This is a genomic window from Spirilliplanes yamanashiensis, assembly GCF_016863475.1.
GTDB classification, from domain to species: domain Bacteria; phylum Actinomycetota; class Actinomycetes; order Mycobacteriales; family Micromonosporaceae; genus Spirilliplanes; species Spirilliplanes yamanashiensis.
On sequence record NZ_BOOY01000019.1, the window covers coordinates 1 to 12,671 of the forward strand.

Sequence of the window (12,671 nt, forward strand, 5' to 3'; positions counted from 1 at the left end):
TCCGCGGGCGGTCCTCCGCGGGCGGTCCTCCGCGGGCGGTCCTCCGCGGGCGGTCCTCCGCGGGCGGTCCTCCGCGGGCGGTCCTCCGCTGCCCACGCTCCGCCGGCGGCTCAGCTTCGCCGGGCCTGGCGCCTTTCCGGTCGCGGGCCCGACTTCGCCTCGGATCGGCCTCGGCTCCGCCTGGCCCCACGCAGGCGATGAACTGGCCTTGGGTCTCGCTCGGGCCGGCCCGACGTCTCGGATCATGCGATCTCCGTTGGGCTTCGCGCCACGGCCCCATCCCGACCCGGCCGCTCCATCGCCGTCACCCCGCGGTGCCAGAGCCACCAACGGCTTCGTCGCGAAGCTGCCGGGCAGCACTTCCGGCACTCCCCCGCAGCCTGAGCTTCGTCGCCCACACCCGCAGCGCCTCGGCCACCCCGCCGACATCGACCCCCAACCGGCGCTGTCAGGTGGTGGGCCACGCCACCTCCGCCAAGGCGTCCTAGGAGGCTGGTGTGGATGGTGGGTGGCCGTCACCCCAGCACCGGGTGAAGATCCGGCGCATGGCAGGCTGCGCGCATGGTTCTCGAGGTTGCTCTCATCGACGTCGTCCCTGGCCAGGAGGACGAGTTCGCCGCGGCGTACGCCAAGGGTCACGACATTCTGGCCGGCACGCCCGGCTGCCGCTCGGTGCTGATGACGCGCGGGATCGAGACGCCGAACCGCTTCGTGCTGCTGGTCGAGTGGGATTCCGTCGAGGCGCACGAGCAGAACTTCCGCCAGTCGGACCGCTTCACCACCTGGCGCGGCCTGATCGGCCCGTTCTTCGCGGGCCCGCCGCGCGTCGAGCACTTCGTCGACGTCCCCGTCTGAGCCGCCGGCCTCACGCCACCCGGTAGGTGCCGCGCCGCCCGAGCGGGTCGAAGCCGAGCCGCCGGTACAGGCGCACCGCCGGGTTGCCGACCGCCACGTCGAGCAGCACCGCATCGGCGTCGTGGCGGCGCAGGGCCGCGCACACCAGCGCCGCCCCCAGCCCGCGTCCCCGCCACCCGGGCCGCACGCCGACCTGGACGATCCACCCGGCGGCGCTGGTGACGAACCCGGCGTCGGTGCCGTCGGCGCCGGTGGCCAGCAGTGACGCCTGCGGGCGGAAGTCGTCGTCGACGAGCCAGCGGGTCCATTGGGTGACGTCCCAGCCGGGGAAGCCGGGCCGGTCGCGGAACGCCGCCGCGTAGACGGCGTGGAACCGCGGCGCCAGCCCGGTGGACCACTCCCGCAGGGTGATGCCGGCGGGCAGCGCGGCGGCGGAGATCCCGTGGCGGCGGTCGAAGCGCAGGACGTCCTCGGCGCGGTCCGGCACCAGCGCCCGCCGGGCGAACAGCCGCTCGGCGGCGACGGTGAGGAACTCGGTCTCCACCCGCACCGCGCCGGCGGCCAGCGCGGCGTCCAGCACGGCAGCGCCCGCGTGGTCGACCGCCTCGGGCAGGGCGAGCCACGCCGCCACCGGGCCGCCGCCGCCGTCGTCGTCGCGGAGGCCGGCTGCGGCGATCAGCCGGCCGGCGGGATCCCGCGCGGTCACCGCCCGCGCCGCGAACCGCCGTTGCAGGAACGAGGGCTCGGCGGCGAGCGGCAGTCCCCCGTGGACGGCCAGGCACCGCGCCGCCAAGGCGGCCACCTCGCTCAACCCGGCGCCCGTCAGCACACGCCACTCGTGGTCGATCACGGGGTAAGGGTCAGCCGCGCATGCCCGCCGCGTCCATGCCGCGCAGTTCCTTCTTCAGCTCCTGCATCTCGTCGCGGATGCGGGCGGCCAGCTCGAACTGCAGTTCGCGGGCGGCCGCCAGCATCTGGTCGTTCAGGTTCTGGATGAGCTCGGCCAGCTCGGCCCGGGCCATGCCCTCGGTGGTCTTGCGGCCGTCGGCGGTGCGCTTCGAGCGGGTCTCGGGCACCGGCGCCTTGCCGCGCGACATCTGCCGGCCGGAGCCGCCGACCACCGCGCCGGCCAGGGCGTCGGTGTCCTCCGCCTCGCGGTAGATGTCGTCGAGGATGTCGTGGATCTTCTTGCGCAGCGGCTCGGGCGTGATGCCGTGCGCCTCGTTGTACGCGACCTGCTTGGCGCGCCGCCGGTCGGTCTCCTCGATGGCGTTGGCCATGGACGGGGTCATCTTGTCGGCGTACATGTGGACCTCGCCCGAGACGTTGCGGGCCGCGCGGCCGATCGTCTGGATGAGCGAGCGGCCGCTGCGCAGGAAGCCCTCCTTGTCGGCGTCGAGGATGGCGACCAGCGACACCTCCGGCAGGTCGAGGCCCTCGCGCAGCAGGTTGATGCCGACCAGCACGTCGTAGTCGCCCTTGCGCAGCTCGCGCAGCAGCTCGACGCGGCGCAGCGTGTCCACCTCGGAGTGCAGGTAGCGCACGCGGATGCCGTTCTCCAGCAGATAGTCGGTGAGGTCCTCGGCCATCTTCTTGGTCAGCGTGGTGACCAGGACGCGCTCGTCGCGGTCGGTGCGCTCCCGGATCTCGTGCATCAGGTCGTCGATCTGGCCCTTGGTGGGCTTCACGACGACCTTCGGGTCGACCAGGCCGGTCGGGCGGATGACCTGCTCCACGTACTCGCCCTGCGCCTGCTGCATCTCCCAGTCGCCCGGGGTGGCGGACAGGTAGACCATCTGGCCCACGCGCTCGAGGAACTCGTCGAAGCGCAGCGGGCGGTTGTCGGCGGCGCTGGGCAGCCGGAAGCCGTGCTCGATGAGGATGCGCTTGCGGGACGCGTCACCCTCGTACATGCCGCCGATCTGCGGGATGGTCACGTGGGACTCGTCGATGACCGTGAGGTAGTCGTCGGGGAAGAAGTCGAGCAGGGTGTGCGCCGGGGTGCCGTAGGTGCGGCCGTCCATGTGCATCGAGTAGTTCTCGATGCCGTTGCAGAAGCCGACCTGGCGCATCATCTCGATGTCGTAGGTGGTGCGCATGCGCAGCCGCTGCGCCTCCAGCAGCTTGCCCTGCCGGTCGAGCTCGGCGAGGCGCTCCTCCAGCTCGGCCTCGATGTCGCGGATGGCGCGTTCCATGCGCTCGGCGCCGGCCGCGTAGTGGGTGGCCGGGAAGATCACGAGCTTGTCGACCTCGCGCACGACCTCGCCGGTCAGCGGGTGCAGGTAGTAGAGCCGCTCGACCTCGTCGCCGAAGAACTCGATGCGCAGCGCCAGTTCCTCGTACGCCGGGATGATCTCCAGGGTGTCGCCGCGGACCCGGAACGTGCCGCGGGCGAACGCCATGTCGTTGCGGGTGTAGCGCACGTCGACGAGGCGGCGCAGCAGCTGGTCGCGGTCGAACTCCTGGCCGATGGTGAGCCGGATGGCCTGGTTGAGGTATTCCTCCGGGGTGCCCAGGCCGTAGATGGCGCTGACCGTGGCGACGACGATGACGTCGCGGCGCGACAGCAGCGAGCGGGTGGCGGAGTGGCGCAGCCGCTCGACCTCCTCGTTGACCGACGAGTCCTTCTCGATGTAGGTGTCGGTCTGCGCGATGTACGCCTCGGGCTGGTAGTAGTCGTAGTAGCTGACGAAGTACTCGACGGCGTTGTTGGGCAGCAGCTCGCGGAACTCCTTGGCGAGCTGCGCGCACAGGGTCTTGTTCGGCGCCATCACCAGGGTGGGGCGCTGCAGCCGCTCGACGAGCCAGGCGGTGGTGGCGCTCTTGCCCGTGCCGGTGGCGCCGAGCAGCACGACGTTACGGTCGCCGCGGCGCACGCGACGCTCCAGCTCGTCGATGGCCGCGGGCTGGTCGCCGGCCGGCCGGTAGTCGCTGATGACCTCAAAACGGCCGTCGAGTCGGGGGATGTCGAGCGCCATGGCAACCACCGTACGTCGGGGGTCCGACAACTTCCCCGCCGTTGTCCAGACCCCCGGCGGGTGGGTGCTGACGGAAGGTGCGAATTCCGCCCTGAGCTGGTCCGTTGTCCCCGTGGCGGCGTGGGCTTACCGTCGTGGGGTAGGCCGCTCGCGGCGGCCGCCCCGGCGACTGCACCACCACACCGTCAGTCGCCGGTCCCGGGTCAGCAGCCCCGGCCTTTTGCCGGCGTGCGCACCCACGGGAGGTCGCGCACAGCGCGGACCCGGCCGCCGCGGGCGCCCTTCTTCCTGTACCGGCGTACCCGGACCGCGCTGGGCCACGGCGCGGCGCGCGACAATTCCTCCATGGCCGACCTGCGCGTGCGTCCGATGACCGGTGACGAGTTCGACGCCTGGCGCGAGGAGACGCTGCGCGCCTACGCCGACGAGCAGGTCGCCGCCGGTGTCTGGGACGCCGCCGACGCCCTGGAGACCGCCCGCCGGCAGCAGGCCGCGCTGCTGCCCGACGGCCGCGGCACCGCCGGCATGCGGTTCCTGACGGCCACCCTCGGCGACGGCACCCCGGTCGGAGTGCTGTGGCTGGGCCTGACGCACCCGCGCGGCACCCGCGACTGCGCGTTCCTCTACGACATCGAGGTGCGCCCCGAGCACCGCGGCACAGGCCTGGGCCGCGCCCTGCTGGCGGCGGCCGAGGAGGTGGCGCGGGCCGGGGGCGCGGGCGCGCTGGAGCTGAACGTGTTCGGCGGCAACGCCCGCGCCGTGCGCCTCTACAGCAGCGCCGGGTACACGGTGGTCACCCAGCAGATGCGCAAGCCGCTGCGCTAGGCCGCCAGCCGGTGCGCGCGGCCCACTGCTCGGCGGCCGCCGCCTCGGTGTCGAACCAGGGTTCCTTGGTGTCCGCGTACGCGTCGATGTCGGCCGCGCCGGCCGCGATGCGGCGCTTCAGCGCGCCGTAGGCGTCGCGGACCGCGCCGTCGGCCCGCAGGTGGTCGCGGACCAGCAGCGCGAGCCGCCAGCCGGGCGACCCGGTGACGCGCACGTGCAGGTTGACCGCCCGGTCCGGGTCGGCGCTGCCGTGCAGCCGCTTCGGCCAGCGGTCCTCGCCGGTGCCCACCGAGCCGCGCGGGATGTCGGCCCACTCCCCCGGCCGCCGCGGCAGCCCGGCCGCGCCGAGGGCGGCGGCCACGTCGTCGGCCACGGCGAGCGAGGGTACGCCGACCTGCAGGTCGATGACGTCCTTGGCGGGCAGCCCGGGCACCGCGGTGGAGCCGATGTGCGCCAGGTCCACGCCGGGGACGTCGCGCAGCGCGTGGCCGACGCGGCCCAGCAGGCGGGCGGCCTGGGCGGGCCACGCCGGGTCGGGGTCGGCGATCACGGCGGCGCCGTCACTCGCGCTGACGATGCCGGAGCGCACCCCCGCCTCGTACGGCACGAGCCGGTCCCGGTACAGCCGGTCGACGGCGGCGAGCAGGGCGCCGAGGGTGCCGTCGTTGCGCAGCAGCACGTCGGCGGCGGCGGCGCGCTGGGCGTCGGACGCCTGGGCGGCGATGCGGGCGCGCGCCGCGTCGGGGGTCATGCCGCGGTCGCGCACGAGCCGGTCGAGCCGGGTCGGCTCGTCGGCCTCCACGACGACGACCAGCTGGAACGTGGGCGCCAGCCCCACCTCGACGAGCAGCGGGACGTCGTTGACGACGACCGCGTCGGCCGGGGCGGCGGCGGCCAGCTCGTGGGTGCGGGCGCGCACCAGCGGGTGCACGATGCCCTCGAGGGTGCGCCGGCCGGCCTCGTCGCCGAACACCCGCGCGCCCAGCGCCGGCCGGTCGAGCGAACCGTCGGCGGCCAGCACCTGCGGCCCGAAGGCGGCGGCGACGCGGGCGAGCCCCTCGGTGCCGGGGGCCACCACCTCGCGGGCGAGCCGGTCGGCGTCGATGAGCACGGCGCCCAGCTCGGCGAGCCGCGTCGCCACGACGCTCTTGCCGGCGCCGATCCCACCGGTCAGTCCCACGAGCAGCATGGGCCACATTATGGCGACAGGCCCGCCCCCGAAGGGACGGGCCTGCCGATCAGGCGGTGACTTACTTGCCGCCGGCGAGCTTCTCGCGCAGAGCCGCGAGGGCCTCGTCGGTGGCCAGCGTGCCGGCCGGCTCCTCAGCCTGGCGCGCCGGGGTCGACGAGCTGGAGCTGGAGGAGGTGGCGGGGCTGCTGGTGCTGCTGGTGCTGCTGGTCGCCGGGGCGGCGGCGGCCTCGGCGTCGGCCTCGCGGGAGGTCTGCACCTGCTTGGTGTGGGCCTCCCAGCGCTCGCGGGCGTCGGCGTACTGCTTCTCCCACGTCTCGCGCTGCTTGTCGAAGCCTTCCATCCACTCGCCGGTCTCCGGGTCGAAGCCCTCCGGGTAGATGTAGTTGCCCTCGTTGTCGTACGTGGCGGCCATGCCGTAGAGGGTCGGGTCGAAGTGCTCCTCGCCCTCGACGAAGCCCTCGTTCGCCTGCTTGAGCGACAGCGAGATGCGGCGACGCTCGAGGTCGATGTCGATGACCTTGACCATGACGTCCGAGCCGACCTGCACGACCTGCTCCGGCAGCTCCACGTGGCGCTCGGCCAGCTCGGAGATGTGCACCAGGCCCTCGATGCCGTCGTCGACGCGGACGAACGCGCCGAACGGCACCAGCTTGGTGACCTTGCCGGGGACGATCTGCGAGATCGCGTGCGTGCGGGCGAACTGGCGCCACGGGTCTTCCTGGGTCGCCTTCAGCGACAGCGAGACGCGCTCGCGGTCCAGGTCGACGTCCAGAACCTCGACCTCGACCTCCTGGCCGACCTCGACGACCTCGGACGGGTGGTCGATGTGCTTCCAGGACAGCTCCGAGACGTGCACGAGGCCGTCGACGCCACCCAGGTCCACGAAGGCACCGAAGTTGACGATCGAGGACACGACGCCCTTGCGGACCTGGCCCTTCTGCAGCTTGTTGAGGAACTCGGTGCGGACCTCGGACTGGGTCTGCTCGAGCCAGGCGCGGCGGGACAGGACCACGTTGTTGCGGTTCTTGTCCAGCTCGATGATCTTCGCCTCGAGCTCGCGGCCGACGTACGGCTGCAGGTCGCGCACACGGCGCATCTCGACCAGCGACGCCGGGAGGAAGCCCCGGAGCCCGATGTCGAGGATGAGGCCACCCTTGACCACCTCGATGACGGAGCCGCGCACGACGCCGTCCTCGTCCTTGATCTTCTCGATCGTGCCCCAGGCGCGCTCGTACTGGGCGCGCTTCTTGGAGAGGATCAGACGACCCTCCTTGTCCTCCTTGGTGAGGACGAGGGCTTCGATGTGGTCACCGACCGACACCACTTCCGCGGGGTCCACGTCATGCTTGATCGACAACTCGCGCGAGGGGATGACGCCCTCGGTCTTGTAGCCGATGTCGAGCAGGACCTCGTCCCGATCGACCTTGACGACTGTGCCTTCGACAATGTCGCCGTCATTGAAGTACTTGATGGTCTCGTCGATGGCGGCGAGGAAGGCTTCCTCAGACCCGAGGTCGTCGACGGTGACCTTGTTGGCGCTCGAGGTGGCCTCGATGCTGCTCGTCATGTGGACAGTTGCTCCGAACGGAATGGTGTCGTGTGACCTGCTCGCGCCTGCGGATCCGCCGGCGGGCACGGCACGAAATTCCGGTGGGAGATCATGGCGTGTCCGACGAACGCGGAGCCTGCTCCCTGCCGAGGCACACGATCCGCGAGCGCATCGAACAGCTTACCGTGCGCATTACCACAGGTTGCAACCCCTCCGGACGAGCCGGGCACGATGTTCCGTGATCCGGCCCTGACGGCCCGAACGGGGACACACCGTACCCTCGGGCCCGTGACATCGCTCGAACCGCACCCGGACCGGCCGGCCGTCCTGCGCCGCCCCGTCTCCGACGCCGAGAGCCGGGTCGCCAGCCGCGGCTGGTGGGACGCCGACGCCGACGACTACCAGGCAGAACACGGCCGCTTCCTCGGCGACGTGGACTTCGTCTGGTGCCCGGAGGGCCTGCGCGAGGCCGACGCCCGGCTGCTCGGCGACGTGGCCGGCGCGCGGGTGCTGGAGCTGGGCTGCGGGGCCGCGTCGGCCGCCCGCTGGCTCGCGGGCGAGGGCGCCCGGGTGGTCGCCATGGACCTGTCCGCCGGCATGTTGCGCCACGCGGCCCGCGCGGCCACCACCACGGGGGTACGCGTCCCGCTCGTCCAGGCCGACGCCCTCGCCCTGCCGTTCGCCGCGGGCGCGTTCGACGTGGTGTGCACGGCGTTCGGCGCGGTGCCGTTCGTGGCCGACTCGGGCGCGGTCATGCGCGAAGTGTTCCGGGTGCTGCGCCCCGGCGGCCGCTGGGTCTTCTCGATCACCCACCCGATGCGCTGGATCTTCCTCGACGACCCGGCCGAGGCCGGCCTCATGGCGGTGAACTCGTACTTCGACCGCCGCCCGTACGTCGAGGAGGACGCCGACGGCGTGCCCCGCTACGTCGAGCAGCACCGCACGCTCGGCGACCGCGTCCGCGAGCTGGTGGCCGCCGGCTTCGTCCTCGACGACCTCGTCGAGCCCGAGTGGCCGGAGTGGCTGGAGGCCGAATGGGGCCAGTGGAGCCCCCTGCGCGGCCGCCTGTTCCCCGGCACCGCCATCTTCGTCGCGCACCGCCCCTGACCGCTGCGTCGATTCGTTTTCGCTGGTCGAGGACGGGTAGGACGCAGGCATGGCGAAGGATGAGAAGTCCCTGAGCAAGGGCGACAAGGTGACCTGGAGCAGCCACGGCCAGCAGGTGCACGGCACGGTCGAGGGCAAGATCACGAAGGAGACGGAGGCCGCCGGGCGCACGGTGAAGGCCTCGAAGGAGGAGCCGCAGTACAAGGTCAAGAGCGACAAGACCGGCAAGGAGGCCGTGCACAAGCCGGGGGCGCTGAAGAAATGACCGACACGGACACGTACCAGGAGTTCAAGGACGCCGTGAACATGTCCGCGTCCGAGCTCGAGAAATGGCTGAAGACCGACGAGTCACGCGGCGTCGGGCAGAAGTCGGACGGCGGCGAGTCCGTCGGCCACGACTCCGGCCGCAAGATCGTCAAGCTGCTGCACACCAGGAAGGCGGACCTGACGGACGCCGACGAGGCGCACATGCGCAAGGTCGTCGGCTACGTCCACCGCCACCTGGCGCAGCGCCCGAACGGCGACGTGACGGACACGAAGTGGCGCTACTCGCTGATGAACTGGGGCCACGACCCGCTGAAGTGACCCACCGGCGCCCCGGCCGGCCGCCGCGCCCCGGCGGACCGGCCACGCGCGGCTGCTGGGTCAGCGCCCGACGCCGGCCAGGGCGTGCGCGCCGTCGAGCAGCCGGGCGAGGGACGCGAACAGCTCCGGCCGCGGCCGGTAGTACACCCACGTGCCGCGCCGGTCGGCGTCGACGAGGCCGGCCTCGCGCAGCACCTTCAGGTGGTGCGAGATGGTGGGGCCGGTCAGGTCGAACGCCCCGGTCAGGTCGCACACGCAGATCTCGCCGTCGGGCGCGGCCGCGATCATCGACAGCAGCCGCAGCCGCACCGGGTCGCCGAGCGCCTTGAACTGCGGCGCCAGCACACCCGCGTGCCCAGCGTCGAGCGGCGCGACGCCCAGCGGCGCCCAACCCGGCGCGGTGTCGTTCGTCATCGCACCAGCCTCGCAGACGGCGGCAACCGCCCCCGGCACGCCTCGCCACCCCGACCAGGTGACGCGGGAGCACGTGCGCGGCACCGCCCAGCAGCCCTGCGACGGGTCCCTTCCGGCGCGGTGGGGCCGTTCCGGCGGCGCCTCGGCCGGGGCCGGGCGCGGGCGGGGCGAGCCCATTCCCGCCGGTGTTCCTGCCGGTTCGGCCTGCCGCGCTCGCCGGCGACCCGGGGCCGGAACCCGTCCGCGAACCACTCGATCAGGTGACTCCGGCGGGGCCGGCGATCAGTGGTCGGCGCCGTTCCAGTCCGTGCCCGCGCCCACCGAGACCTCCAGCGGCACCGACAGCGGGTAGGCCCCGCCCATCTCGCGCCGCACCAGCTCCTCCAGCGCCGCCCGCTCCCCCGGCGCCACGTCGAACACCAGCTCGTCGTGGACCTGGAGCAGCATGGTGGAGCGCAGCCCGGACGACCGCAGCGCCGCGTCGACGCGCAGCATCGCCACCTTGATGATGTCGGCGGCGGAACCCTGGATCGGGGCGTTCAGCGCCATCCGCTCGGCCATCTCGCGGCGCTGGCGGTTGTCGCTGAGCAGGTCGGGCAGGTAGCGGCGGCGGCCCAGGATGGTGGCGGTGTAGCCGTCCTGGACGGCGCGCTTGACGACCGACTGGAGGTAGTCGCGCACGCCGCCGAAGCGGGTGAAGTACTCCTCCATGAGGCCGCGCGCCTCCTCGGTGGTGATGCCGAGCTGGTTGGACAGGCCGTAGGCGCTGAGCCCGTACGCCAGGCCGTAGTTCATGGCCTTGATCTTGCGGCGCTGGTCGGCGTGGACCTCGTCGAGCGGCACGTGGAAGACCGACGACGCGGTGGCGGCGTGGAAGTCGGCGCCGGAGTTGAAGGCGGCGATGAGCGCCTCGTCGCCGGACAGGTGCGCCATGATGCGCATCTCGATCTGGCTGTAGTCGGCGGTCATCAGCTGCTCGAAGCCCTCGCCCACGATGAACGCCCGGCGGATGCGCCGGCCCTCCTCGGTGCGGATGGGGATGTTCTGCAGGTTCGGGTCGGTCGACGACAGGCGGCCGGTGGCGGCGACGGTCTGGAAGAACGTGGTGTGGATGCGGCCGTCGTCGCTGATGCTCTTGAGCAGGCCGTCGACGGTGGTCTTGAGCTTGGCGACGTCGCGGTGGCGCAGCAGGTGCTCGAGCAGCGGGTCGCCGGTCTGGGCGAACAGGCCCTGCAGCGCGTCGGCGTCGGTGGTGTAGCCGGTCTTGATGCGCTTGGTCTTGGGCAGGTTGCGCTCGACGAACAGGATCTCCTGCAGCTGCTTGGGCGAGCCGAGGTTGAACTCGCGGCCAACCTCGGCGTACGCGGCCTGCGCCGCCGCCTTGACCTCCGCGGCGAAGTGGGCCTCCAGCTCGGTCAGGTACGCGGTGTCGGCGGTGATGCCGAGGCGCTCCATGGCGGCGAGCACGAACAGCAGCGGCTGCTCGACGTCGGCGAGCAGCTCGATGGAGGTGTCGCCGTCGCGGGACAGCTCGTCGCGCAGCACCTGGGCCAGGTCGAGGGTGGCGCGGGCGCGCAGCATCAGGTTCTGCTCGGCGACGCCCTCGTCGCCGCCGCCGAGGCCGTCGAGGGTGAGCTGGCCGTCGTCGGGGGTGTCGTTGCGCAGCTCGCGCTTGAGGTAGCGCAGGGCCAGGTCGACCAGGTCGTAGGAGCGCTGGTCGGGCTTCGCCAGGTACGCCGCGAGCGCGGTGTCGGTCTCGACGCCGGCGAGGGTCCAGCCGTGCGCGGCGAACGCCAGCAGCGCCGGCTTGGCGTCGTGGACGACCTTGGGGCGGGTGGGCTCGGCGAGCCAGGCGGCGACGGCGCGCTCGTCGTTCTCGTCGAGGGCCGCCGGGTCGAACCAGGCGGCGGCGCCGTCGGCGACGGCCACGGCGATGCCGGTGAGGGAGCCGGTGCCGCGGCCGAACGTGCCGGCCACGGCGACGCCGACGGCCGCTGTGCCGGCGTGCTCGCGCAGCCAGCCGGCCACCTGGCCGGTGCCGAGCCGTACCCCGGCCAGGTCGAAGCCGGCCTCGGCCTCGGGCTCGACCGCGTCGAGGTACTGGTAGAGCCGCTCGCGCAGGACCCGGAACTCCAGCGAGTCGAAGACCTGGTGGACGGCCTCGCGGTCCCAGCCCTGCCAGCGGGCGTCCTCGGGGCGCAGCGGCAGGTCGAGGTCGCAGACGAGCTTGTTGATCTCGTAGTTGCGCAGCACGTCGGCGAGGTGGGCGCGCAGGTTCTCGCCGGCCTTGCCCTTGATCTTGTCGGCGTTGGCGACGATGCCGTCGAGGCCGCCGTACTCGTTGATCCACTTGGCGGCGGTCTTGTCGCCGACGCCCGGCACGCCGGGCAGGTTGTCGCTGGTCTCGCCGACGAGGGCGGCCTTGTCGCGGTAGCGCTCCGGCGGCACGAAGTACTTCGCCTCGATCGCGGCCGGGGTCATGCGCCACACCTCGGACACCCCGCGCACCGGGTAGAGGATCGTGACGTGCTCGCCCGCGAGTTGGAACGCGTCGCGGTCGCCGGTGGAGATGACCACCTCGAAGCCGGCGTCGCGGGCCTGGCAGGCGAGGGTGCCGATGACGTCGTCGGCCTCGTAGCCGGGCTTCTCGACGACCGGGATGCGCAGCGCCTCCAGGACCTCCTTGACCAGGCTGACCTGGCCCTGGAACGGCTGCGGGGTCTCCGACCGGCCGGCCTTGTACTCCGCGTACTTCTCCGTGCGGAACGACACCCGGGACACGTCGAACGCCACGATGATGTGCGTGGGGCGCTCGTCGCGCAGCATGTTGATCAGCATCGACGTGAAGCCGAACACCGCGTTGGTGGGCTGCCCGGTCTGCGTGGAGAAGTTCTCCACCGGCAGGGCGAAGAACGCCCGGTACGCCAGGGAGTGACCGTCGAGCAGCAGCAGGCGGGGGGCATCATCGCTCACGTCAGACGACTCTAGACCCGGGGTCCGACATCCCCGCGCAGGCCCGCGAGGCGTGCCCCGGCACCGGATCACCCTCCGTGAACATCACGACTGCGCAACTACTCCGCATCAGCCGGGACAAACGCTGGTATCACGTCACACCTGGTCATTAGGTTTCCTGCATCAGCGTCATTCCAAGCGCGCCTGCGCTCGA

At 72.4% G+C, this 12,671-nt stretch carries 11 protein-coding genes; 5 read left to right on the forward strand and 6 right to left on the reverse strand.

Translation table 11 applies throughout. From position 1 onward, the window contains the following. Positions 1 to 561: 561 nt before the first annotated feature. Positions 562 to 855, forward strand: a complete 294-nt coding sequence (locus tag Sya03_RS13300) for an antibiotic biosynthesis monooxygenase family protein (RefSeq protein ID WP_203938580.1) — start codon at positions 562 to 564, stop codon at positions 853 to 855. A 10-nt stretch (positions 856 to 865) separates the two neighbouring features. Here Sya03_RS13300 and Sya03_RS13305 read toward each other — a convergent pair whose 3' ends face one another. Continuing rightward, positions 866 to 1,705 carry a GNAT family N-acetyltransferase gene (locus Sya03_RS13305; protein WP_239107443.1) on the reverse strand — a complete coding sequence of 280 codons (840 nt, stop codon included), beginning with the start codon at positions 1,703 to 1,705 and terminating at the stop codon, positions 866 to 868. A 10-nt stretch (positions 1,706 to 1,715) separates the two neighbouring features. Continuing rightward, a complete protein-coding gene (uvrB, locus tag Sya03_RS13310; protein ID WP_203938581.1) occupies positions 1,716 to 3,833 on the reverse strand; it encodes an excinuclease ABC subunit UvrB in 2,118 nt (705 codons plus the stop codon). Positions 3,834 to 4,178: 345 nt separating this feature from the next. On the opposite strand from uvrB, the gene Sya03_RS13315 reads away from it, so the two are divergent. Then, positions 4,179 to 4,658: a GNAT family N-acetyltransferase gene (locus Sya03_RS13315; protein WP_203938582.1), complete on the forward strand. Its 480-nt coding sequence runs from the start codon at positions 4,179 to 4,181 to the stop codon at positions 4,656 to 4,658. Here the strand turns inward: Sya03_RS13315 and coaE are convergent. Beyond that, entirely contained in the window at positions 4,627 to 5,847 is a 1,221-nt protein-coding gene (gene coaE, locus Sya03_RS13320) for a dephospho-CoA kinase (RefSeq protein WP_203938583.1), read from the reverse strand. The two genes, Sya03_RS13315 and coaE, sit on opposite strands and share 32 nt — an antisense overlap. A 61-nt stretch (positions 5,848 to 5,908) precedes the next feature. Continuing rightward, positions 5,909 to 7,417: a 30S ribosomal protein S1 gene (gene rpsA, locus Sya03_RS13325; RefSeq protein ID WP_203938584.1), complete on the reverse strand. Its 1,509-nt coding sequence runs from the start codon at positions 7,415 to 7,417 to the stop codon at positions 5,909 to 5,911. A gap of 213 nt (positions 7,418 to 7,630) precedes the next feature. Between rpsA and Sya03_RS13330 the strand changes: the two genes are divergently transcribed. Genes Sya03_RS13330 through Sya03_RS13340 form a run of 3 tightly spaced genes read left to right on the forward strand, consistent with a single transcriptional unit; the run spans position 7,631 to position 9,091 of the window. After that, positions 7,631 to 8,506 (forward strand): class I SAM-dependent methyltransferase, encoded by an 876-nt coding sequence (locus tag Sya03_RS13330; protein WP_203938585.1) that lies wholly within the window; start codon positions 7,631 to 7,633, stop codon positions 8,504 to 8,506. 49 nt (positions 8,507 to 8,555) lie between these two features. Further along, positions 8,556 to 8,771, forward strand: coding sequence for a hypervirulence associated TUDOR domain-containing protein (locus Sya03_RS13335; protein WP_203938586.1), 216 nt, complete (start codon positions 8,556 to 8,558; stop codon positions 8,769 to 8,771). Then, positions 8,768 to 9,091 carry a DUF3140 domain-containing protein gene (locus Sya03_RS13340; RefSeq protein WP_203938587.1) on the forward strand — a complete coding sequence of 108 codons (324 nt, stop codon included), beginning with the start codon at positions 8,768 to 8,770 and terminating at the stop codon, positions 9,089 to 9,091. The genes Sya03_RS13335 and Sya03_RS13340 overlap by 4 nt, the downstream gene beginning before the upstream one ends. Before the next feature lie 60 nt (positions 9,092 to 9,151). Here the strand turns inward: Sya03_RS13340 and Sya03_RS13345 are convergent, their stop codons facing one another. Further along, positions 9,152 to 9,505: an ArsR/SmtB family transcription factor gene (locus Sya03_RS13345; RefSeq protein WP_203938588.1), complete on the reverse strand. Its 354-nt coding sequence runs from the start codon at positions 9,503 to 9,505 to the stop codon at positions 9,152 to 9,154. Between the two features lie 282 nt (positions 9,506 to 9,787). After that, a complete protein-coding gene (polA, locus tag Sya03_RS13350) occupies positions 9,788 to 12,478 on the reverse strand; it encodes a DNA polymerase I (protein ID WP_203938589.1) in 2,691 nt (896 codons plus the stop codon). Between the last annotated feature and the right edge of the window lie 193 nt (positions 12,479 to 12,671).